A 23,523-nucleotide genomic window follows, 5' to 3' on the forward strand; every position below is an offset into this window, starting at 1 on the left:
CATGACACAAGAACCACTTAACGTTGCCGTCATCGGCTCGGGCATTTGGGGCGGACAGCACTCCCATGTGTTCCACACCTTGCCCAATACCAACCTCATGGCGATCTGCGATCTCGATGAGGCTCGTGCTTCGGCGATGGCCAAATCGCATGGTGCGGCGCATGTTTTTACCGATCACAAGGCGCTGCTTGACTTGCCAGGTCTTGATGCCGTCAGTATCGCCACCCCCGACTTCACTCATACGCCGCTGATCGTCGATGCATTAGCAGCAGGCAAACATGTGCTTAGCGAGAAGCCTCTGGCCACGACCGTCGAAGAAGGCGAAGTCATTCGTAAAGCGGCGGCAGCAAGCGATTGCAAGCTGATGGTGGACTTCCACAATCGTGTAAATCCGGCAATTGCTACGGCTAAGGACGAAATCGCTAAAGGCAGCATCGGTAAGACAATTCACGCTTCGGGCCGGCTGTCGAACACGACTTTTGTGCCATTGGAGATGCTGGCATGGGCCAACAAATCTTCAGCATTGTGGTTCCTTGGATCGCACCTGATTGACGCGCTGCGCTTTATCCTTGGAGATGATGTGGTGCGGGTCTTTTCAATGCGTGCCGATGGTCATCTGAGCGCGAAAGGCGTGGACACAGCTGATGTTCATCTGTCTATGTTAGAATTTTCCAAAGGCACAATTGTAACGATTGAAAATAGCTGGGTCCTGTCACCGGACAATCCTCAGATCTTCGATTTAGCCATCGAACTTGTAGGGGAAAATGGTCAGATCCTGCTCAACCCCTCGCACAGTGGCGCGTATAGTGAGATGACGGGCAGCGGTCTGAAATACCGCGACATGTTCGGAGTGACTCCGGTGGGACTGGGTCGGATCGGTGGGTTTGTAATGGAATCCATCGCTCGTTTCGTCGACGCTGTACTAAGTAATGCACCGTTGCTTGCAGACATCGAGGATGGGCTGCGGGTCACCCGTGTTATTGCTGCAATTGAAACCAGCGCTCAGACGGGCAAATCTATCGATATCACATATTAAGGGGCACAAATGTCATCACTCACGATTAAATCCGTCGGTAAGAAATACGGCGAAATTCGCGCGATATCGGATGTCTCAATTGACGTCACCGATGGCGAGTTTCTAGTTCTTGTCGGTCCATCTGGATGCGGTAAGTCTACTTTACTGCGGATGGTTGCCGGGCTTGAGGAACTCACTGAGGGGCAAGTCTTTCTGGGAGATCGTGACGTCAGCAATGTCGATCCTAGGGATCGTGACGTAGCGATGGTGTTTCAAAGCTACGCGCTTTACCCCCATATGACCGTTTACGAGAATATGGCCTTCGGCCTTCAGCAGCGAAAGGTGCCAAAGGATCAGATCCAATCGACCGTTATGGATGCGGCTCGAATTCTAGACCTTGAGCCGCTGATGGCTCGCAAACCGGGAGCTTTGTCCGGTGGGCAACGACAGCGTGTTGCTATGGGGCGTGCAATTGTGCGCAATCCTGCCATCTACCTTATGGACGAGCCGCTCTCGAACCTCGATGCCAAGCTTCGAGTGCAAATGCGTGCCGAGCTCAAGCTTTTGCGCGAACGGTTGGGTGTGACGACTATCTATGTGACCCACGACCAGGTCGAAGCCATGACTTTGGGGGATAGAGTTGCTGTGCTGTCACCTCACAACGGGGGTGATGGCAGCAATCTGGAGCAATGTGACAACCCGCAAACGCTTTACCATAAACCATGCAACATGTTTGTGGCGGGCTTCATCGGTTCACCGGCCATGAACTTTTTCTACGCTGATATCAAGGAAACGGCTGACGGCCTATCCGCAGACATTCCCGGAACGGGATTGAACCTCTCGTTGACCCGCGAAAACACTCCAACATTTGATGCATTGGTAGGATACACAGGAAGCGCTGTTGTAGTTGGCATACGGCCCGAGTTTTTCGATGTGTTGCCCGTGCGTGATGATGCGTCTGCTCAGTCACTTAAGGTGGATGTCTCGGTTTCCGAATTAGTTGGTCCTGACGCCTTCCTGCATTTTGATCTCCCTACACCACAGGTGGGTAAAGAACTGATGGAAGTTCTGAACGATGGCGAAAGCGCAGGTTCCAGCGGGGCGCGATTTACGGCACGAGTCAATACCGAAGATTTGCCTGCGGGCAGCAGCTCATTAAAACTCTTCGTAGATTTGCCACGTTTACATTTCTTTAATGAAACCACAACTGCGCGTATTTGTTAAATTCGGAGCGCAGACACAGGTACTGTCGCAAAGTTTTTTATTGATGTAAAAATGGAGAATATTATTCCAAAATTTGCACTTCGCATCCGTCAAAAGGATAGTAAATCGTTCAAATTCCATCAAAACGTCTAAAATCAGTCTCTTTATCATCGTCCGTATTCAGCAATATAGAAAATTATTCTACACCAATAAAACTTTGCGACACTACCCAATAAAGCCAACTCATCTGGAGTTTTAACCATTATAGGCAACCTTTACATCAGCATGACTCGCTTGCACAGCATCCAACTGCATCTTTATAATATCATTGAAAGATAAAGTTGGGTTGGCTTCAGCTAACATGCCAATTTTCATCCAAAATTCTGCCTGCGCGTTGATAGACCTGCACATGACTGTGCTGGCTTGTCGAATGCCCTCGTGTAGTTCATCATCAATTTTAACGATACCCACAAATATCTCCTGGTTATGATTTATGTATAAATCGTATATGTTTCGTTATTCTATCTAACTAACTATTTCAAGTTGCGCGCCAATGGCGGGCTTAATTTTAATGAGAATAGGTGTTTGTAATTCAAAGATGAAACTCTGAGAATTAAGCCATCCTGGACTATTTAAAGATCGCTATCTTCATTACTGTTCAACGTTGCTGTTTTCTGGCTAAACTCATAATTGACAAATCCAATTGTCCGTGTTTTCTCACCATTTTTTCAAGTTTTCTATATATTTGTTACCGATAACATTCTATAATAATTCCAACTACACGACGTCGAAATTAAAAACGACTTATCAATATGGTACGCAAGTTTTGCATGCCTAATTGGATGGGAGAAACAATATGACAAGAATAGCACTTATCACTGGTGGTGGCTCAGGTATCGGCTTTGCATGCGCCAGAACATTGGCTCAGAGTGGGTACCATACCATATTAACAGGCCGCAGAGAGCAGGCGTTGATTGAAGCATGTGAGATGATCGGAACTGATAGAAGCTCTGCAATTGCCTGCGATGTTACGTCAGAAGAAGATGTTGATGCATTATTTGCTCAGATCGAAAAGAATCATAACCGCCTGGATGTGTTGTTTAACAATGCTGGTAACAATGTGCCCGCTGCGCCAATTGGTGATGTGCCTGTTGCCGACTTTAAAACCGTTATCAACGTCAACCTTATAGGTGCATTTACAATGGCTCGCGGCGCATTTAATCTTATGCGTAAACAAATACCGCAAGGTGGCCGTATTATTAATAACGGTTCTATCTCTGCATCAATGCCGCGTCCAGGTTCTTCTCCCTATACAGCATCAAAACACGCTATCACTGGATTAACGCGGACAATTTCATTAGATGGTCGGCCTTACAACATCGCTTGTGGCCAGATAGACATTGGTAATGCCGCTTCTGATATGACAGCCAAGATGGGTGCTGGCGTGCCTCAAGCCGACTTATCCATTAAACCAGAACCAGTTATGGACGTTCAACACGTCGCAGATTCTGTTCTGCATATGGCTAACCTTCCACTTAACGCAAATGTTCAGTTTATGACTGTTATGGCAACGACAATGCCATTTATAGGCCGCGGTTGAATACTGTAATCAAAACACTTGCCAAGTGGCACATGTGGAAGAAAGTGAAGCTTTTATTGTAGCCAATGGATTTCTAACTCATTCTACAGTTTTAAAATAAACATCTAAAACCGGGTCACACTATAGGGCGAAAGATCAATATCAGGACGCTCACCGCATATTAGCTGCCCCATCAACTTTGCCGTGGTTGCTGCATAAGTCATTCCAAGATGACCATGACCGGTGGCGTAGAAGACACCGGGTGTTTTGGCTGATGGTGACATGACTGGAATGGTGTCCGGCAATGCCGGGCGATGACCCATCCACTCGGAAGTGTTCTGAATTTTCAGGTTTGGCAACGCTTTGCGAGCATGCTTAACTGTGATTTTAGCGCGTTTGTAGTTAGGTGTTGCATTCAAACCTGCCAATTCGACAGTACCTCCGACACGAATGCCACCCGCCGTTGGACTAACCATAAATGCTTTGGCTGGCCAAATAATCGAATGTTTGATTGTGATGTCCGGAGCCATGATCTGAGTGTGGTAGCCGCGTTCCGTTTCCAGCGGTATAGGCTCTCCTAACAACCTTGAGAGACCGCCGGTGAATGCACCAGCACAAAGCACCACATTATCAGCTTCTAAAATGGTTCCACCTTGTAAATGCACCCCGGAAATACGTGCTCCACGTTTAAAACCAGTAACTTTTGATTGTTGTACTTGACCTCCAAGAGCCTTGAATCTTGCCACAAGCTGAACAACCATTCGGTATGGATCCGTGAGTGTACGGTTGTCTGGCAATAAAACTGCTTTAGTGATTTTATCGGATATTTCCGGCTCCAGATCACGAATTTTTCTATGCTCAATTATCTCATAGTCAAACCCATGACGATGAAGCATTTCAATACGTTCACGGTCCCCCGCAAACTCACGGTCATTTGCATATAGTGACAAGCAGCCTTGTTTTGATACCCGCACACCGCCATCAATCTCAGCTAATAGTTCCTTTGTATCAGCCAGCGATCTTTGACAAAGCTCGGCTCCCGCACACTCTAACTTTTGAACCGTCGATGGATTGCTGGCAAGAATAAAACGAGAGAACCAAGGGATCAGGCGGGGGAAATATTTTGGGCTGACACTTACCGGTCCCTCCGGATCGATTAGCCAACCAGGCATATGCCTCCAGGTCGACATGCGAGCCAATGGCATAAATTCAGTCACGGCAACAGATGCCATATTTCCAAACGATGCTCCCTGACCTGGAGCATTGCCATCAACCATCACAACATTTCGACCACGTTTTTGCAGCTCATATGCAATCGATGCGCCGATAATTCCAGCGCCGACGACAACAGTGGTTTTTGAACTCATTTAAACTCTCACAACTTAGAGTGATAACCTCAGCATATTCACCAACGCTCAAGTGGATCTTACCTATCTAGATGATTTATACGATTTGTCCATCCTGCCTGATCCGATCAAGCAATATACAACTTTTATAACCTGAAACAGCTATATTTAGGTGATAGTGGGTTAGGGTAAGTAAGCCGCGCTCTGCGCACTTCTAAAAACTGACAACCACAATCGTACTATTAGGCACTTTGACGTTTAATTAGGCGCGGTTTGGTTTGAACAACCTTGTTACTCTCACGTCTGCTGTCAGACAGAAGATCAACGATCTTTTCAGCAGCTAACTGTCCAATTAATGCAGCACCAACATCAATTGTTGTAATTGATGGGTTTGAAAATAGACCAAGCTCATAGGCACCAAATCCTCCGATTGCTATAGTATCAGGTACTGATAGATCAAGTCTCTTACATTCGGTTACCGCACCAAATGCGACTGGATCTGAAACACACATAATCGCTTGAGTATCGGGCCATTCCTTCAGAATATGTTTTAAGCCGTTAACACCCGGTTCCATAGAAAATGGGGACTGTTCCTGAAACGATATTCTGCTCCCATCTAAACCGTGTTTTTCGAGCGTTTTACAAAACCCTTCATAACGATCACGTCCGCGGCTATCTCGAGAATTGTCACCACCAATAAAACCAATCTTTGTATGACCTTGCTTGATGAAATGTTCGATCATCAATTCTGCAGCATATGCGTTTGAAAAACCCACAACCTGGTCGACTGGATTCTCAGGAATATCCCAAGTTTCTACGACCGGTATGCCCGAATTCTCAAGTAAATTTCTGCATCTGTCTGTATGAACACCACCCGTTACGATAATCGCTTCCGGGCGCTTTTTTAGAAGCTGAGTGATAAGCTGTTCTTCACGATCCACATGATAATTTGAGTAACCCAACAAGACCTGAAGGTCATTTTTTGCTAAAACGTCAGAGAGCGCTTTTACTGTGTCGGCAAAATTTCCATTGTTTATCGATGGTATCGTAACAGCAACGAAACCAGAGCGACCTGAGGAAAATTCAGAGGCCCTTGTATCAAGAACATAGCCCAGGTCGTCAGCTGCTTTTTGAATTTTGTCTCGTGTCGCTTTACTAACGGACGTTTCAGGCTTTAAGGCGCGCGAAACAGTCATGCTAGAAACGCCAGCAAGTTTTGCAACATCCGCCATAGTGGCTAGTTTTGGTTTATCCTTCACAACTTTTCCTCTACCCCGCCTGAACCAACTTTGACCGATCCTCTTTGCAAGCTATTTCCATTTACTTAAAGTTTGCCTTATCAGGCCCTTTGAAATATTCCATTAAAACAGGCAAATCTTCTTCACCCAGTCCTGACGCAACCAACATTTTATAAACCTCCATACATGCCGCTGTCACAGGCATAGATGTATTTGTTTCCAATGCCAAATTCTGGGCAAAATTTAAATCCTTGACCATATTAGCCAGGCGACCTTGACGGTCATAATCTTTAATAGCATAGCGCGGCATATATTCTTGCAAAACGGCACTATCTGCGCGACCTCCTGCAAGGGCTGCCGGAATTTTAGTCGCATCAACGCCGGCATCCAGGGCCAATTGAGTGGCCTCAGCCACCGCAACAAAATTAAGTCCACATAGCACTTGATTGATAATCTTCGTTGTTTGGCCAGCGCCACTTGGGCCCATATGAGACATATTGGATGCAAGAAGCCTAAGGCATTCCATTGCCTTTTTGACATGGCCACCTTCTCCACCCAGCATTAATGTCAGTTCACCGATAAGGGCCTTTGGTGCTCCGCCGGATAAAGGTGCATCCACCCATCCAATATTATGCTCTGCCGCCTTTTCAGCAAATCTGCGGGTTTCAGTGGGATCAATTGAGGACATATCAATAAACAAAGTTTCAGGGCCTGCGCCTTCAACTGCACCGCCATTGCCAAAAGCAGCAACTTCAACAATTCTCGACGCATTCAAACTGAAAATTACAAATTCTGAAGCTTGTGCAGCGTCAGCTGCTGAGTTTGACGAGATTGCACCCTTGGCAACAAGTTCGGCTACCCGTTCTTTATCAAGATCAAAGACAAACAGCTCACAATCTTCAGATAGAAGACGAGTTCCTATTGCTCCACCCATAGCACCAGCGCCGATTAATCCAACTTTATATGCCATCTAATTGCCTTTGTTCTGATCTGTTATTAAACTTAAAATTTGATCCAAAATCCGCTGCTGTGAGAAGGAGATGTCAACAGTAATAGAAGTTTCTTCCTTTGATAAAGGTTCAAGCGCTGCAAACTGGCTATCCAGTAGATCTGTCGGCATAAAATGACCTGCTCTCCTCTTCATACGATCGGCAATGACCTCTTTGGATCCAGACAAATGAATAAAAGTAATTCCTTCGCCAGCTTCCCGACGCAACAAATCTCTATATGAACGCTTAAGAGCAGAGCATCCTGTAAAAGCAAGACCCTCTGTTTTTGACATTTCCTGAGCTATTATTTTTAGCCATGGCCAACGATCTTCATCTGTTAGCGGTTCGCCATTGCTCATCTTCTTGATATTGACCATAGGATGGAACTCATCTCCTTCTAGATATGTTCCTCCAAGTTGGCCAACAAGAGCATTTCCAACCGTGGACTTGCCACAACCTGCAACTCCCATAACCACAAAGAGACGTTTATTGTTATTGATCTCAATCATACAAAAATGCTTATAAGCTAGCCGTGATTCCACCATCCACGTAAAGCGTATGGCCATTTACAAAGCTGGATGCGGCAGAACTTAGGAAAACGCAAGCGCCAACAAGCTCATCTACATTTCCCCACCTACCCGCAGGTGTTCGCTTTTCAAGCCAGGCACTGAATTCAGGGTCAACCACTAATGCTGCATTTAGCGGTGTATCAAAATAACCTGGAGCAATCGCATTGCACTGCAGACCATATTTCGCCCAGTCTGTTGCCATGCCTTTTGTTAAGTTTCCAACGGCACCCTTTGTGGCGGTATAAGGAGCAATACCAGGCCGAGCGAGCATGGTTTGGACTGATGCAATATTGATGATCTTTCCAGCCTTACGCCCTATCATATGACGCGCAACTGCTTGCCCAACACTGAACACAGAAGCGACATTTGTAGTCAGTAATTTTTGGAACATATCTGTGGGGTAATCTTCCAGTGCAGTTCTGAATTGCATACCGGCATTATTGACCAAAATATCAATGGCTCCGTGTTCTTTTTCAAATCCATCGACTGCGTCTCGCACGCCGTCATGATCTGTTGCATCAAAAGCCAGTTCAGTAACATTAATACCCTCAGACCTTAGTTGATCAGCGGCATTTTTTAGTTTTTCGACATCTCGACCATTTAAAATGATCTTGGCACCTGATGCCGCCAAACCTTTTGCAAGCGCGTATCCAATCCCTTGAGATGAGCCTGTGATCAATGCAGTTTTTCCATTAAGGTCAAATAAGTTCTGTGTCATCGTTTAACTTTCGAATTCTGTTGGCAAATTTTACTGGACAGTGTTTAGCTCCACGTCTATATGTTATCGATAACAATTACAAGCAATATCGGAACATTGAATGGCAAAAGTTGAAATTCTCCAAATCGGCCCTTATTCGGAGCGAGATGAAAAAATGCTGCGAGAACACTTCCATGTTCATCGATATTTTGAGGTTGATGACAAAGAAAATTTTATAAAAATGCATAGCTCATCAATTAAAGCGATCGCGACACGTGGTGACCTCGGCGCGGATCGTGAATTAATCCATTCATTTCCAAATCTGGAGATTATCAGCGTTTACGGTGTTGGTTTTGATGCCGTTGATATTGAGGCGGCAAAAGAAAAGAATATCCATGTAACGAACACACCGGATGTTCTGACAAAGGATGTGGCGGATCTAGCCGTCGCAATGATGTTAGCTCTTGGCCGAAACGTTGCAGGTGCCGAAACCTTCGTAAAATCGGGAGAATGGGCGCGCAAAGGCATGCTCCCTCTTACCCGGCGTGTTCATGGAAAACGTGTCGGCATTCTAGGTCTGGGGCGAATTGGTTATGAGATCGCGCGTCGGCTTACCGGTTTTGACATGGATATTTCCTACAGCGCCCGTGCACCGCATAATCTTAAAGAAGATTGGCCGTTTATCGCTAACACCATAGAATTAGCAAAGAACAGCGACATTCTCTTTGTGTCGCTCTCAGCCTCGGCAGAAACAAAACACATTATCAACAAAGACGTGCTCAATGCGCTTGGACCGGATGGGATGGTAATCAATGTTTCTCGTGCTGCAAATATAGATGAAACTGCACTTTTGGACGCGCTAGAGGCGGGCACTGTCGGGTCAGCCGCGCTTGATGTGTTTGAAGGTGAACCTCATCTCAACCCACGATTTCTTGAGCTTGATAATGTGTTATTACAACCCCACCATGGCTCTGGTACAGTCGAAACACGCGAGGCAATGGGTGACCTTGTTCTTGCAAATCTCATAGCTCAATTTGATGGTAAACCACTACTATCTCCGGTTACATAAGGTAATTTTATGCGTTCGATTGTAATTCACAAAGCTAAAGATCTTCGAATTGAAGAGACTCAACTTGATACGCTAAAGGCAGGTGAAGTTTTAATTCGCATCGCAACAGGCGGTATCTGCGGCTCCGATCTCCATTACTACAATCATGGCGGAATTGGCGATACAATTAAAGTCAAAGAACCAATGATTCTGGGCCACGAAGTTTCCGGTTACATCGAGGAACTAGGTGAAGGTGTTAGTGGGTTTGCCGTTGGTGACCTTATTGCTCTGTCACCATCACGACCCTGCAATAACTGCCAATATTGCGCCGAAGGTTTACAAAATCATTGTGAAAATATGCGGTTTTATGGATCAGCAATGCCGTTCCCACATATTCAAGGCGCATTCCGGGAGAAGATTGTCGCCAATGCAAACCAATGCGTCAAAGCGAATGGGCTAACTGCTGGAGAAGCTGCGATGGGTGAGCCATTGTCAGTTTGCCTACATGGTGTCCGTCGCGCTGGAGAAATGTTAGGAAAGAAAGTACTGATCACGGGGTCTGGTCCCATTGGCACATTATGTGTACTGGCAGCGCGTGCAGCGGGTGCTGCAGAAATTATAGTCACAGATCTCGAAGATGCAGCTCTTGCCTATGCTACAAAAGTTGGCGCAGATAAAGTTATTAATATGGCCAAAGCAAGCGCAGACCTTGATCAGTACAAAGCTGGCAAAGGATATTTTGATGTCTTGTTTGAATGCTCGGGCGCAGCTCCGGCTCTCGCTGCTGGAATTTCGACCATGCGTCCTCGTGGCGTGGTGATGCAACTCGGCCTTGGCGGGGATATGACAGTTCCAATGCAGGCACTTACTGCCAAAGAGCTAGATTTACGCGGCTCATTCCGTTTTCATGAGGAATTTGAAATTGCTGTTCGCCTTATGCAGCAAAAACAAATTGATGTACGTCCTTTAATTTCCCACACAGTGAAACTGGATGACGCCATCAAAGGTTTTGAAATCGCCGGAGACCGCACCCAAGCAATGAAGGCCCAAATAGAGTTCTCCACTTAACCAAGTGGAGACAAGCTCTTTAGCTGAAATCTACCTGTGCGCCGACAGCCTCAAGCGCCGCGAGTGCAACCTCAATATCTTGTTCGCCAGAACCTGATCCCACTCCGATACCACCCACACAAACACCATCTTTGATGATAGGTAAGCCGCCTGCTAAGCCAGTAACATTACCAGATGTTGCTGCGGAGATTGCAGGCCTTACAGCTTCTGGGACATTTGAACTTGGTCCACGAATGGATGCCGCCGTTAATGCTTTCGACAGGGCACTTTTGCGACTTAAGAACTTTGCGCCAGTCATTCTGATTTCGCCAAGAAGCTCGCCGCTTGCATCAACAATGACGACACATTGCGGCTGATCCAGAGCTTCTGCTTTCTTAACAGCAGCCTGAAGCATTGCCAAAGTTGCGCTGTGAGTTAGGATGAGATTTGTTTTAAAATTCATGTGGGTTTTCCACTTGTTGTTTACAAAATATATGTTATCGATAACAAAAATTGATGCGGAGATAAATAGATGTCGTTCTATGAAGCAGCGGATCCACTCTTTTCTACCTATGTGCTGGGAAATGCGCCTGTTAAACAATTAGCAACTGGTTTTGACTGGGTAGAAGGCCCTGTCTGGTTCGGAGATGCAAATTGCCTTCTGTTCTCTGACATTCCAAATAATCGAATCATGAGATGGACCCCGGGTGATGGTATTTCTATCTATCGCGAACCATCAAACTACACCAATGGCCATACGCGGGATCTGCAAGGGCGGCTCGTTTCGTGTGAACATGGCACACGTAGAGTGACGCGAACCGAGCATGATGGATCAATCACCATTATTGCCGACAGTTTCGAAGGGAAACCTCTAAACTCGCCAAATGATGTTATCGTAAAATCAGATGGTTCAATTTGGTTCTCCGATCCGCATTATGGCATCATGACCAATTATGAAGGCTTCAAGTCCAAACAAGAACTTCCGTGTCAGGTTTATCGGATTAATCCCGATATCAAAGAGATTTCGGCTGTTGTTACCGATCTTGACTGTCCCAACGGGCTCGCCTTTTCTCATGATGAGACGAAATTATATGTGGCTGACACGGGAAAGATATTTGACGAGAATGCCAATCGCCTTATTCGCTGTTATGCCGTTGAGGGAAACAATGTCGATGACGGCACAGACTTTCATACAGTAGCGCCTGGGTGTGCCGATGGTTTCCGGCTAGATGAAGACGGAAATGTATGGACATCTGCCGGAGATGGCGTGCATTGCATCAGCCCGACTGGTAAATTTCTGGGTAAAATCCTTGTTCCTGAAACTGTCTCGAACATATGTTTTGGTGGTAGAGCAAAGCATCAATTGTTCATCACAGCGACAACCAGCCTCTACACCATTACTTTAAACAGAAGCGGTATTCAGAAACCCTAGATTGCACCTAGTTAAACAGTTTCACCAGGAATAAGGCGCGTTTCAACAACGGTTACGTCTTTTGTCGGCTCATTCCGAATTCGGGCAACAAGCGCCTCGGCTGCCGCCTTTCCTAAAGTCTGGGTTGCCACTGTTGTGGTCGTCAGTTTACGTGGGAGTACAGAGGTAACCTCCATCCCGCCCCAACCGGCAATCGCGATATCGGCAGGAACATCTATGCCAAGTTTTTGACAATAGAATAGGCCACCTACAGCCATCGTATCATCTTGATAATAAATAGCATCGATGTCACTTGTGCGGCTAAGTACATTTTCGGTTCCGTAATAACCTGAATAAAAACCTGCATGATCGACCAAAATCTCTTTGGATACCAAACCAAGCGACATATCACTTAATGCTGCCTCAAACCCATCAAGTCTCGTCTCATTGGTACCACCCTCATTTCGATTAGCCCCAACGTAGGCGATTTTCTGATAGCCTTTAGACAGCATATATCTAGCCATCTCGTGCCCGCAATCGAAATGATTGAAACCCACGGAAACATCTAATGGGCTGGTATTTAAGTTCCAAATCTCAACAATTGGTATAGCTTGTGCTTTTAAAATATCGAGCGTCGCTGGCGTATGTTTTCGACCGCTCAGAATAACACCTGCCGGGCGCCATGCCAAAATGGCGCGTAACCATTCTTCCTCAGTGTCAGACGATCTCTCGTGCGCACCAATCATCGTCTGATAACCGTACTTTAGAAATGTACGATCTATTGAATCCAACACCGGGCCATAAAGGCCACTGGTTAAACTAGGAACGGAAACACCAATGAGAGTTGATGTTTCAAATGAGCCAAATGCGGCTGCAATCCGATTAGGCACATAGCCCAAACGATCAACCTGCTGCATAACCTTGTTGCGCGTTTCTTCTGTGAAACCATCAGCATTTCTTAACACGCGTGAAGCCGTCATCTTGGAAACTCCTGCAGCAGCAGCCACTTCACTTAATGTTGCCCCTCGTTTTCTCGTTGATTTTTTTGCCAATTTCGCGCCGCTCTAAAAAAGTAAGTTATCGGTAACATTTTGCTTGACTCTGATAATATTTGCAAGACATTATAGGCGTATGTTACCGGTAACATGCAAATTGAGGTACTGTTAACTGGGTGGTGGAGGAGAATAAAATGCCAAAGTCAGCGCAAAATGGCTTGTTTTTCGATGATATCGTCAAATCATTTGGCGGTACGCTTGCACTACGTGGCGTATCATTACATGTTGCTCGCGGTGAAATCGTTGCGCTTTTGGGAGAAAATGGCGCTGGCAAGTCAACACTTATCAAGGTTCTTGGCGGTATTCACAATCCAGATTCAGGCCATGTCTCTATTGATGGAACACGCTATACTCACTCTCCTTCACGACTGGATGAACGGCAAGCGGTAGCATTTATCCACCAAGATTTAGGTTTGGTGGAATGGATGACTGTTGCTGAAAACATGGCTTTAGCACAAGGTTTTGCACGTAGACTTGGTTTAATCGATTGGAAGAACGCGGAAGATAATGCAGCACGTGCACTTAGAAAAGTTAATTGTGATTTTGACCCAACAACCCGAGTGTCTGACCTTAGCCGAACAGAAAAATCACTTGTAGCAATTGCAAGAGCTTTATCTGTTGAATGCGATTTTTTAGTTTTGGATGAACCAACAGCCTCTCTCCCTGCGGACGAAGTGGAACGCTTGTTCAATGCGCTTCGTCCGTTAAAGGAAGCAGGCGTGGGGATGATATATGTTTCTCATCGCCTTGATGAAGTCTTCAAGATTGCTGATCGCGTTGCTGTTTTGCGGGATGGAATGATGGTTGGGATGCGTGACATTGCTCATACGAACCCTCCAGAATTGGTTAACCTTATCGTGGGTAAGAAAACCCGGGAGATTGATCGTCCAGGGGTTAATCTTGGCGCACCTGTTATTCAAACTCGTGCCTTATGCTCCGGTATTGCCGGCCCGCTTGATATGAAAATCAATCATGGTGAAATCGTAGGGTTGGTTGGACTACGCGGCGCAGGCCACGAGGAAATTGGGCGCAGTTTTTACGGTGCCAGTCCATTTACCGGCGAAATTATTCTTGATGGAGAGAAGCCCGATCTAAGCACACCAAGAGCGGCAATGAAATCAGGGGTCGGTCTTGTTGCACGTGATCGTGTTGTTGAATCTATCGCACCAAGTCTAACCATTCGCGAGAATGCTTATTTGAACCCTGAAGCTACCGGACGCGGGTTATTCTCATTCATGTCGTCAAAGACCGAAGACAGTAAAGCATATGAATTGGGGCATGATTTAGGACTTAGCCCAAATGATCCAACACTCGCGATTGAAGCCTTATCGGGCGGAAACCAACAAAAGGTTATTGTCGGGCGCTGGTTAGCGACTAACCGCAAATTATTGATTGCAGAGGACCCTACAGCTGGTGTTGATGTGGGCGCAAAAGCTGAAATCTATGCATTGTTGTTTGAAGCACTATCCACTGGAATGGGCGTGATCGTGGTTTCTACGGATTTTGAAGAAGTCGCCGCGATTTGTCATCGCGCTATTGTCTTTAGTCGGGGACAGGTCGTCGAAGAACTTTCCGGCGTTAGCCTTTCGACCGAAACACTTATTCAAGCAGCTTCCGCTGGGGACGTTGCTCAAAATTCACCCGAACTTGAAGCGGGTAGGAGTTAGTTATGCAATCTATTGAATCTGGCGCTCTTGAGCCAACAAAAGCAGAAGTAAAGGGTTTGAGTTTCGGAGAAAAACTAGTCCGCTATATACCAGTTTATGGTCTGTTAATCCTTACCATCTCTCTGATAATTCTTTTCTCCATCATGTTGCCGGATACTTTTCCGACGATGCTGAATCTTCGCGCTATTTTATCTGACAAAGCCATTATTGCACTACTTAGCCTTGCTGCAATGATCCCCATGGCCGCGGGGCGTATTGATTTAACGGTTGGATATGGAATTGTGCTTTGGCATATTCTAGCGATCTCACTTCAAACACTTTACGGAGTTCCCTGGCCTGCTGCTGTATTGATTGTCATCATACTTGGCGCATTGGTTGGTTTTCTAAATGGTGTTTTGGTTGAGGTTGCAAAAATTGACTCTTTCATCGCAACATTGGGAACAGGCACTGTACTTTATGCATTAGCTTTATGGCACACTGGTGGCCGTCAGGTTGTAGGCGCTTTACCCGATGGGTTTTATTCCATCAGCGGTACATTCATCTTTGGCTTACCGATCACCGCATATTACGTATTTGTCATTACGATAGCGCTCTGGCTTGTGCTTGAATATACACCCATGGGCCGATATCTTTATGCGATTGGCGCAAATCAAAAAGCTGCCGAACTCAATGGCATTCCAACACGAAAATTTGTTGTTGGCACCTTCGTAGCATCAGGGATCATGACGGCTCTGGCAGGCGTTATCCTTGCGGCAAAACTAAGAATTGGTCAGGCAAGTGTTGGCCTCGAATATTTACTCCCCGCTCTTGTAGGCGCTTTCTTAGGATCAACAACAATAAAACCCGGCCGCGTAAATGTGTGGGGCACCATTATTGGTGTATCCATTCTTGCTGTGGGCATTTCAGGAATTCAGCAATTTGGCGGCTCGTTCTGGGTTGAGCCGATGTTTAATGGCGCAACATTATTGATCGCCATTGGAATTGCTGGCTATGCGCAAAGACGAAAGGGCGCAGTCAAAAAATAATTAAACTTCATCAGCAACTATGGAGGTAACCATGCTGAAACGTACATTTATGAAAGTCCTGCTAGCAGGCACAATTATTGCAGGTTCAAGCTTTTCGGCTGCGAACGCTCAGATGGCGAAATGGGATGGCCCGACCACCGGACCAAAAGCAGCAGATAGTAAGACAATTGTTGTTCTGGCTGGCGATCTAAAAAACGGTGGCATCTTGGGTGTTACCAATGGCGTTGAAGAAGCTGCCGAAAAAATTGGTTGGAACGTACGCGTAATTGATGGCGCTGGTTCAATTTCAGGCCGTACTGCTGCATTTGGACAAGCGATGGCATTGCAACCCGCAGGTATTGTTATCAACGGTTTTGATGCTGTTGAACAACAAGCTGCGCTTGAAACCGTTGCAGCCGCCAAAATCCCTATGGTATCTTGGCACTCAGGTCCAAAAATTGGCTGCGATGCACCGGGCGGCATCTTCGCAAATGTATCAACGGATGCCATGACTGTTTCTGAAACGGCCGCTGAATGGGCAGTTGAAGATGCTGGCGGTAAGCCTGCCGTTGTTATCTTCACAGATTCAACCTACCAGATTGCAATTGATAAAGCAGATCGCATTAAAGAAACCATTGAGAAAATGGGTGGCACCGTTCTTGAGTATGTAGATACGCCTATTGCCGATACATCTGCTCGAATGGGCCCTCTGACAACGTCATTATTGCAGAAATACGGTGCAAAATGGACGCATGCCCTGGCTATTAATGACTTATATTTTGACTTTATGGGCCCTGCACTTGCCGCAGCTGGTATTGCTGGGGATGGGGCACCTAAAGCAGGCTCGGCAGGCGATGGTTCTGAGGCAGCTTTTCAGCGCATTCGCACAAATCAGTATCAAGCGATCACCGTAGCCGAGCCTTTAAATTTACAAGGTTGGCAGCTCGTGGATGAGTTGAACCGTGCAATCCAGGGTGAAGCGTGTTCTGGTTACATAACTTCACCTGCACTTGTTACGGAAGAAGGCCTTAAGGCTATGGGTGATAGCAATCAATTTGACCCCCAGTCGCCATACCGTGAAGCATACGCAAAAATCTGGGGCAAATAGGCCATCTAAGCGTTACAAAAGGCGGCCAAGTTGGCCGCCTTTTTATGTGTAATAAATGATATTGCATTCAGTTTCTAACTGCATTTCCATCTCCCCATTAATCAGAACAGATCTGAAATCCCCAAACTTGCGAATTATAACTTGCTCAATCAAAGCGATTCTGCAAAAACAACAGAGATGGTTTTTGAAAGCTAGACAGCGGACGAAAATAAAAGGGAACATAGCAAGGCGTATCCAAAAGGAACCTAATCTATGGCTGCCCCCGCAACTGTATGTGGTTGTTAATCTCGTTATACCACTGGCCAACTTGGCTGGGAAGGTGAGAAAAACATGAAACCATGAGCCAGGAGACCTGCCATCAGCAACCGGCCGAACCGGCCAAAACTTAAACTCGCGCACGGTGGGTGCGAACAAGGAGTAATATAATGCATGTAGAACCTGGCGTCGTTGATGGCGCAAAAATCGCTTTGAGCTATGCAACTGCAGTTGGTGCTGCTGGCCTTTTAGGAAAAATGGCACTTGATACAATTAAGCATGATGGTGGTATCTCAGCACTAGCAGTAAGAAGTGTAATTTCAACCATTTTGGTATTTGTTTTCTTTCAAGTACTTCCCCATTATCCAGTTGGCGTTTCGGAAGTTCACTTTATTTTGGGCTCAACCCTTTATCTTTTGTTTGGCGGCGGTGCCGCAGCAATTGGTTTGGCGGCAGGCCTTCTTCTTCAAGGCGTATTGTTCGCACCAATTGATTTGCCGCAATATGGCATCAACTTAACAACATTGCTTGTTCCGCTTTGGGCTGTTGGTATGCTTGCAAAGCGCATTATTGCGCCAAAAACGGCTTATGTGGATCTATCCTATAAACAAGCACTTGCGCTATCGACAACATACCAAGCCGGCATTGTTGGCTGGGTTGCGTTCTGGGCATTTTATGGCCAAGGCTTTGGCGCAGAAAACCTGTCTAGCGTTGCGTCATTCGGTGCCGCTTACATGCTTGTCATTCTTGTTGAACCAATTGCTGATTTGGCAGTCCTATACGGTGCAAAAACACTTCGCGGGGCTTCAAACTCACCCATATTATACAATCGCCTGCATAATCCTGCGGCATAGTAGTCCTTATTCCCAAATCCAAAAATGATTTGGAGCATTTAAGGAAAGTATCAATAGCAGCATAATTTTGCTGCTATTTTTGTTGGTGCTAGAGAAACTTCTTTGCGGCATCAGATCAAATATTTGCCTGTTTTACCGCAAATTCGCTATGCTATTTCAACAAAAGTTAGAAATGGCGGAGAGGAAGGGATTCGAACCCTCGAGACAGTTGCCCGCCTACACGCTTTCCAAGCGTGCGCCTTCGACCACTCGGCCACCTCTCCGTTCTTATCGCGTTATACGGTGATAAGATTAAACACTAGCTCGGTAGTTCTTGCTAGGATTTCCGCGCAATATAGCCAGAACCAATGTTTTAGCAATCACTTTCTAGTATTTTTGTTGCAAAATTCGACAAGCTGATAGAAGCAAAATATCTGGTGGCATTGCACAATCTAGATACGTAAATTAAGTCTATGCCAAGATTTACAATACGACCTTCAGAAAAGTTTAAAACGAATGAGATTTATTTTCCGCTTTATCAGTATCATCTGCCTCATTATTGCAATCATTGTTGGGGTTGTGGATGCACTCCACTCGGTCGTTGTCGGTCAGCTAACGCTTGCTCCTCTCGGTGAATCTTGGGAAGGGTTTAATCCGGAATCTCTGGAACTTGTAACAACGCTCATTCAGGCCTATCTTTTAGAAGAAGCGTGGGACCCGGTCGCGCAATGGATATTACTACAGCCAAGTTCGGTAGTATTTTTAGTGCTGTCATTTTTGTTCTATGCGCTAAGCTATAAACGCGAAAAACCCGAAGATCGTTTTTTTACGCGATAAGTTGCAAAGGATGAATGATGTTGTTTGAGAATTTTTTTTCGAAAAAAACACAAATGCCAACTCCGGCAGACGCATTACCTGGTCGCAGTGATGCCATAGCGACATCTGAGTTTCATTTTGTCAATCAGATGTCTTTAAAAGGCCCATGGCCGGATAACCTGGAAACTGCCTATTTTGGGATGGGCTGCTTTTGGGGTGTTGAACGTCTCTATTGGCAAATTGACGGTGTTTTTGTCACGGCAACTGGTTATGCCGGGGGCATTACACCTAACCCTACTTATGAAGAAACGGTCACAGGACAAACAGGACACACAGAGATTGTGCAAGTCGTTTTTGATTCCAGAAAAGTTACATTTGAACAGCTTCTAAAAACATTCTGGGAAGAACACGACCCAACTCAAGGCATGCGCCAAGGCAATGATGTGGGTACAACTTATCGCTCTGCAATATATACGACTACTAGAGCTCAACTAGAAGCCGCCAAATTAAGTTTAAAACAATATCAAAAAAACCTTAGTAAAGCAGGTGTTTCCTCAGAAATTACAACCGAGATTAAGCCGCTTGATACTTTTTATTATGCTGAGGGATATCACCAGCAATATCTGGCAAAAAACCCCGGTGGCTATTGTAACCTTCGAGGAACGGGCGTTACTTGTGTTAAATCCTAAGTGAATTACTCATCAATCACATGATTGAATTGTGAGAAATTGCTTATTACAGTTGTTATTCTCCTGCCAATGTTTAGTGTGAGCAGATGATTTTTCTCTCACGGGCAAACTCCCATCTGTCCGCATTCGCATGAGCCGGCACACATTTTGACTAACAAAAAATCTATTAAAGATCCCCATATATTAAGTAATCTTGTTAGCCAGGAAAGCCGTGCATCAGCGACGCCGATGATGGAACAATTCATTGAGATCAAAGCGACAAACCCAGACTCACTTTTGTTCTACCGTATGGGTGATTTTTATGAACTATTTTTTGACGATGCTGTGGATGCATCTCGCGCACTGGGCATAACACTGACCAAGCGCGGTCAACATATGGGCGAAGATATTCCCATGTGTGGCGTGCCCGTCCATGCTGCTGATGATTATTTGCAAAAACTAATTGCTTTAGGTTTCCGTGTATCTGTTTGCGAACAAACAGAAGCTCCAAGCGAGGCAAAAAAACGTGGAGCCAAGTCTGTTGTGCGGCGTGATGTCGTCAGGCTTGTCACACCGGGAACGCTGACAGAGGAAAAACTTCTTACCCCATCGCAATCAAATTATCTGATGACAGCCGCTCGCCTTAAAACAAGTGGTGAGCATGAGTTCGCACTTGCATGGGCAGATATCTCAACAGGACAATTTCGGGTTTGTACATCAACAAAGACCAGACTCCTAGCTGATATTTTGCGCATTGAACCAAATGAATTGGTTGTTTCAGAAAACCTTTTTCATGATGAAGATCTTCGCGCAACATTTGATATTTTGGGAACGACAGCTGTCCCTCAACCCGCTGTGATGTTTGATAGTACGGTTGCCGAAGATCGTATAAAGCGGTTCTTTGATATTTCCGCACTTGATGGCATAGGTAATTTTTCTCGGGTAGAATTGGCAGCAATTGCGGCTACCATCGGCTATATTGAAAAAACGCAACTGGATGAACGCCCGCCATTGGAAAAACCTTCTCGGGATGGAGATGGGCAAAATCTGTTTATTGACCCAGCAACACGTGCAAACCTAGAACTTGTCAGGACTTTATCTGGCGAGAAAAACGGAAGTCTGCTTAAAGCAATAGATCGAACTGTAACTGGTGGTGGTGGCCGCCTTTTAGCAGAACGCCTCATGTCACCACTTACTGACCCTGACGAAATTAATACTCGGCTTGATTCGGTGAGTTGGTTTATCAAAGACAATATGCTATCCGAACAACTTGCAGAAGCACTCAAGGCTATGCCAGATATGCCACGTGCATTATCACGTCTTGCTCTCAATCGAGGAGGGCCACGAGACCTCGGTACATTGCGTATGGGCATTAGCACGTCAAGGGAAGTTCTATCCATATTTGGGGATCGGCATATGCCGGTTGAGATCTCAGATGCTGTTACACATCTATCCTCACTACCAGCGGAACTTCTTGATAGCTTAAATAAGACACTTTCTGACGAATTACCGCTGCTTAAGCGCGATGGTGGTTTCATAAAGAAAGGCTACCACGAAACATTAGATGAGTGCCTAGCTTTGCGTGATCAATCTCGGCAGGTTATTGCCGGGTTGCAACTCAAATATGCAGAAGAAACATCTGTAAAAAACCTTAAGATCAAGCACAATAATATGCTTGGTTACTTCATTGAAGTAACTGCACAAAACGCTAGTGCCTTAACATCGGATGATGAAGCAAAGGCTAAATTTATTCACCGGCAAACGATGGCCAACGCTATGCGTTTTACCACCACAGAGTTGGCGGAACTTGAAAGCAAAATTGCAAACTCTGCCAATGAAGCAATACAAATAGAATTAAGCTTATTCGACGAACTTTGCGAACTCGTCGTCAAACATGCATCCTTAATCAAAAATATAGCTGATGCGATATCTACAATTGACGTTGCCATCGCAAATGCTGATTTGGCCCAAGAGCAGGGATATTGCCGTCCACAAGTGGACCATTCACATGAATTTAACATAGTCGCAGGTCGTCACCCGGTTGTTGAACAAGCACTTCGACTACAATCAGCTGATCCGTTTGTTGCAAATGATTGCAATCTTTCACCGAATGAAACAGAACAAAACGCAGCAATTTGGTTGCTTACTGGTCCTAATATGGGTGGTAAATCAACTTTTCTTCGCCAAAATGCACTTATCGCTATAATGGCACAAATGGGTTCTTATGTTCCCGCGGGGCATGCTCATATTGGTATCGTGGACCGCCTATTTTCTCGCGTGGGAGCTTCCGATGATCTGGCTCGTGGACGCTCGACATTTATGGTCGAGATGGTCGAAACAGCAGCTATCCTTAATCAAGCTACCGAAAGATCACTCGTCATCCTGGATGAAATTGGCCGCGGCACATCAACTTTTGATGGGCTTTCAATTGCATGGGCTGCCGTTGAACATCTACACGAAGTAAATTGTAGCCGTGGACTATTTGCAACACATTTTCATGAACTTACAGCCTTATCAGATAAATTGGTCCGTCTTTCGACGGCCACCATGAAGGTCAAAGAGTGGGATGGCGATGTAGTATTTTTGCATGAAGTCGGGCCTGGCACTGCTGATCGATCATATGGAATTCAAGTTGCCCGACTTGCTGGATTGCCAGATATTGTAGTTAATCGCGCGCGCGAAGTTCTAAAACAACTCGAAGAAAATGATAGAGAAAATCCAGCTCAACAACTTATTGATGACTTGCCGCTATTTTCCGTCAAAGCCGATATACCAACGCATCATGGAAAGAATGAACCGAGTGAAGTAGAAAATCTTTTGCAAAGCCTCAATCCAGATGATATGTCGCCACGCGAAGCCCTTGAAAAGCTTTACGAGCTAAAGCACCATCAAAACAAAAATGAGACTTAAAATGCCATCTATTGATATCCTTTGTATCGGAAATGCTATTGTGGATATTATCGCGCGTTGTGATGATAAATTTCTCGAAGACAATGGCATTATCAAAGGTGCCATGAATCTGATCGATTCTGATCGAGCTAAAACACTATATGCACGCATGGGACCGGCCATTGAAACATCTGGCGGAAGTGCTTGCAACACCGCCGCAGGCGCAGCAGGATTTGGCGCAAAAACAGCTTTGTTTGCAAAAATTTCCAATGATCAACTCGGTGAGATTTTTACCCATGACATTCGTGCCATTGGCACGCAATTTGAAAGTGTGCCATTAGACGGAACACCACCGACTGCTCGATCCATGGTGTTTGTTACACCTGATGCGGAACGAACGTTTAACACCTACCTTGGTGCTTGCGTTGAGATCGGGCCAGAAGATATCGATGTGCAAGTCGTAGCTGATTCAAAGGTTACATATTTCGAAGGCTACCTGTGGGATCCACCGCGTGCAAAAGATGCCATCCGCTTGGCATCAAAGATAGCTCATGAGAATGGCCGATTGGTGGCCGGATCACTCTCTGATTCTTTTTGTGTTGATCGTCATCGCGTAGAGTTTTTGGACCTTATTAGAACAGGTACGATTGACATCGTTTTTGCCAATGAAGATGAAGTAAAATCTCTCTACGAGACCGATAGTTTTGACGTAGCGGTTGAAAATCTGCGCCGCGATTGCAATTTTGCAACCGTGACACGTGGTCCAAAAGGCTCGATCGTTATCAATGGAGATGAAACTATTATCGTAGATGGCCATCATGTCGAAAATATTGTTGATACATCTGGCGCTGGCGATCTTTATGCAGCTGGTTTCTTATATGGCTTTACCCACGATCATGACTTAGAAACATGTGCCAAATTAGGAAACTTTATTGCATCGCAAGTCATTCAGTATATTGGACCAAGACTGCAAGTATCAATTCCAGATCTTGTTAAAGAATCCGGTATTCTGAAATAAACTAACGCACAATAACAGGTTGATCGAAGTATCAATTTTAACAATAAAGCTGCTGGCTACACAATTGC

22 protein-coding genes, 1 tRNA gene and 1 riboswitch are annotated in these 23,523 nt (G+C 45.5%); of the genes, 14 read left to right on the forward strand and 9 right to left on the reverse strand.

Annotation, left to right across the window (positions count from 1 at the left end; all coding sequences use genetic code 11):
- The first annotated feature begins 1 nt into the window (after nt 1).
- Complete coding sequence (locus G3W54_RS17235) at nt 2-1,036, forward strand: Gfo/Idh/MocA family oxidoreductase (protein ID WP_162654549.1); 1,035 nt, start codon at nt 2-4, stop codon at nt 1,034-1,036.
- Between the two features lie 9 nt (nt 1,037-1,045).
- Nucleotides 1,046-2,239 (forward strand): sn-glycerol-3-phosphate ABC transporter ATP-binding protein UgpC, encoded by a 1,194-nt coding sequence (ugpC, locus tag G3W54_RS17240; RefSeq protein WP_162654550.1) that lies wholly within the window; start codon nt 1,046-1,048, stop codon nt 2,237-2,239.
- Between the two features lie 234 nt (nt 2,240-2,473).
- On the opposite strand, the gene G3W54_RS17245 is transcribed toward ugpC, so the two are convergent.
- Nucleotides 2,474-2,689, reverse strand: coding sequence for a ParD-like family protein (locus G3W54_RS17245; RefSeq protein WP_162654551.1), 216 nt, complete (start codon nt 2,687-2,689; stop codon nt 2,474-2,476).
- Nucleotides 2,690-3,074: 385 nt separating this feature from the next.
- Here G3W54_RS17245 and G3W54_RS17250 point away from each other — a divergent pair, with 385 nt between their 5' ends.
- Entirely contained in the window at nt 3,075-3,818 is a 744-nt protein-coding gene (locus G3W54_RS17250) for an SDR family oxidoreductase (protein WP_162654552.1), read from the forward strand.
- Nucleotides 3,819-3,922: 104 nt separating this feature from the next.
- On the opposite strand, the gene G3W54_RS17255 is transcribed toward G3W54_RS17250, so the two are convergent.
- The 5 genes from G3W54_RS17255 to G3W54_RS17275 all read right to left on the reverse strand — a co-directional run bounded on the left by G3W54_RS17255 (nt 3,923) and on the right by G3W54_RS17275 (nt 8,657).
- Nucleotides 3,923-5,164: an FAD-binding oxidoreductase gene (locus G3W54_RS17255; RefSeq protein WP_162654553.1), complete on the reverse strand. Its 1,242-nt coding sequence runs from the start codon at nt 5,162-5,164 to the stop codon at nt 3,923-3,925.
- Nucleotides 5,165-5,385: 221 nt separating this feature from the next.
- Nucleotides 5,386-6,402 (reverse strand): LacI family DNA-binding transcriptional regulator, encoded by a 1,017-nt coding sequence (locus G3W54_RS17260; RefSeq protein ID WP_244627978.1) that lies wholly within the window; start codon nt 6,400-6,402, stop codon nt 5,386-5,388.
- A 61-nt stretch (nt 6,403-6,463) separates the two neighbouring features.
- A complete protein-coding gene (locus tag G3W54_RS17265; RefSeq protein WP_162654554.1) occupies nt 6,464-7,351 on the reverse strand; it encodes an NAD(P)-dependent oxidoreductase in 888 nt (295 codons plus the stop codon).
- The gene (locus G3W54_RS17270) at nt 7,352-7,879 is read right to left on the reverse strand and encodes a gluconokinase, GntK/IdnK-type (RefSeq protein ID WP_244627979.1); all 528 of its coding nucleotides are present in this window, start codon (nt 7,877-7,879) and stop codon (nt 7,352-7,354) included.
- 10 nt (nt 7,880-7,889) lie between these two features.
- The gene (locus tag G3W54_RS17275) at nt 7,890-8,657 is read right to left on the reverse strand and encodes an SDR family oxidoreductase (RefSeq protein WP_162654555.1); all 768 of its coding nucleotides are present in this window, start codon (nt 8,655-8,657) and stop codon (nt 7,890-7,892) included.
- Nucleotides 8,658-8,757: 100 nt separating this feature from the next.
- On the opposite strand from G3W54_RS17275, the gene G3W54_RS17280 reads away from it, so the two are divergent.
- Together G3W54_RS17280 and G3W54_RS17285 are read left to right on the forward strand one after the other, a co-directional pair.
- Complete coding sequence (locus G3W54_RS17280) at nt 8,758-9,705, forward strand: 2-hydroxyacid dehydrogenase (RefSeq protein WP_162654556.1); 948 nt, start codon at nt 8,758-8,760, stop codon at nt 9,703-9,705.
- Between the two features lie 9 nt (nt 9,706-9,714).
- Nucleotides 9,715-10,752, forward strand: a complete 1,038-nt coding sequence (locus tag G3W54_RS17285) for an L-idonate 5-dehydrogenase (RefSeq protein WP_162654557.1) — start codon at nt 9,715-9,717, stop codon at nt 10,750-10,752.
- Between the two features lie 19 nt (nt 10,753-10,771).
- On the opposite strand, the gene G3W54_RS17290 is transcribed toward G3W54_RS17285, so the two are convergent.
- Nucleotides 10,772-11,194 carry a heme-binding protein gene (locus G3W54_RS17290; protein WP_162654558.1) on the reverse strand — a complete coding sequence of 141 codons (423 nt, stop codon included), beginning with the start codon at nt 11,192-11,194 and terminating at the stop codon, nt 10,772-10,774.
- Between the two features lie 69 nt (nt 11,195-11,263).
- On the opposite strand from G3W54_RS17290, the gene G3W54_RS17295 reads away from it, so the two are divergent.
- On the forward strand, nt 11,264-12,163 hold the full coding sequence (locus tag G3W54_RS17295) for an SMP-30/gluconolactonase/LRE family protein (protein WP_162654559.1): 900 nt from the start codon (nt 11,264-11,266) through the stop codon (nt 12,161-12,163).
- 11 nt (nt 12,164-12,174) lie between these two features.
- Here the strand turns inward: G3W54_RS17295 and G3W54_RS17300 are convergent, their stop codons facing one another.
- Complete coding sequence (locus G3W54_RS17300) at nt 12,175-13,194, reverse strand: LacI family DNA-binding transcriptional regulator (RefSeq protein WP_197742897.1); 1,020 nt, start codon at nt 13,192-13,194, stop codon at nt 12,175-12,177.
- 137 nt (nt 13,195-13,331) lie between these two features.
- Here G3W54_RS17300 and G3W54_RS17305 point away from each other — a divergent pair, with 137 nt between their 5' ends.
- The 4 genes from G3W54_RS17305 to G3W54_RS17320 all read left to right on the forward strand — a co-directional run bounded on the left by G3W54_RS17305 (nt 13,332) and on the right by G3W54_RS17320 (nt 18,085).
- Nucleotides 13,332-14,864 carry a sugar ABC transporter ATP-binding protein gene (locus G3W54_RS17305; protein WP_162654560.1) on the forward strand — a complete coding sequence of 511 codons (1,533 nt, stop codon included), beginning with the start codon at nt 13,332-13,334 and terminating at the stop codon, nt 14,862-14,864.
- 2 nt (nt 14,865-14,866) lie between these two features.
- Entirely contained in the window at nt 14,867-15,889 is a 1,023-nt protein-coding gene (locus tag G3W54_RS17310; protein WP_162654561.1) for an ABC transporter permease, read from the forward strand.
- Nucleotides 15,890-15,938: 49 nt separating this feature from the next.
- Complete coding sequence (locus tag G3W54_RS17315) at nt 15,939-16,976, forward strand: substrate-binding domain-containing protein (RefSeq protein WP_244627999.1); 1,038 nt, start codon at nt 15,939-15,941, stop codon at nt 16,974-16,976.
- A 161-nt stretch (nt 16,977-17,137) separates the two neighbouring features.
- Nucleotides 17,138-17,351: riboswitch (cobalamin riboswitch) on the forward strand.
- A gap of 50 nt (nt 17,352-17,401) precedes the next feature.
- The gene (locus tag G3W54_RS17320; protein WP_162654563.1) at nt 17,402-18,085 is read left to right on the forward strand and encodes an energy-coupling factor ABC transporter permease; all 684 of its coding nucleotides are present in this window, start codon (nt 17,402-17,404) and stop codon (nt 18,083-18,085) included.
- Between the two features lie 173 nt (nt 18,086-18,258).
- On the opposite strand, the gene G3W54_RS17325 is transcribed toward G3W54_RS17320, so the two are convergent.
- Nucleotides 18,259-18,348 (reverse strand) — tRNA-Ser (locus G3W54_RS17325).
- Nucleotides 18,349-18,580: 232 nt separating this feature from the next.
- Between G3W54_RS17325 and G3W54_RS17330 the strand changes: the two genes are divergently transcribed.
- The 4 genes from G3W54_RS17330 (at nt 18,581) to G3W54_RS17345 (ending at nt 23,455) form a co-directional block, all read left to right on the forward strand.
- Nucleotides 18,581-18,901 (forward strand): hypothetical protein, encoded by a 321-nt coding sequence (locus tag G3W54_RS17330; protein ID WP_162654564.1) that lies wholly within the window; start codon nt 18,581-18,583, stop codon nt 18,899-18,901.
- 14 nt (nt 18,902-18,915) lie between these two features.
- The gene (gene msrA / locus G3W54_RS17335) at nt 18,916-19,569 is read left to right on the forward strand and encodes a peptide-methionine (S)-S-oxide reductase MsrA (protein ID WP_162654565.1); all 654 of its coding nucleotides are present in this window, start codon (nt 18,916-18,918) and stop codon (nt 19,567-19,569) included.
- Nucleotides 19,570-19,716: 147 nt separating this feature from the next.
- A complete protein-coding gene (mutS, locus tag G3W54_RS17340; protein WP_244627980.1) occupies nt 19,717-22,458 on the forward strand; it encodes a DNA mismatch repair protein MutS in 2,742 nt (913 codons plus the stop codon).
- A 1-nt stretch (nt 22,459) separates the two neighbouring features.
- The gene (locus G3W54_RS17345) at nt 22,460-23,455 is read left to right on the forward strand and encodes an adenosine kinase (protein ID WP_162654566.1); all 996 of its coding nucleotides are present in this window, start codon (nt 22,460-22,462) and stop codon (nt 23,453-23,455) included.
- The last annotated feature ends 68 nt before the right edge of the window (nt 23,456-23,523 follow it).

It is taken from the genome of Lentilitoribacter sp. Alg239-R112, from assembly GCF_900537175.1.
Classification (GTDB): domain Bacteria; phylum Pseudomonadota; class Alphaproteobacteria; order Rhizobiales; family Rhizobiaceae; genus Lentilitoribacter.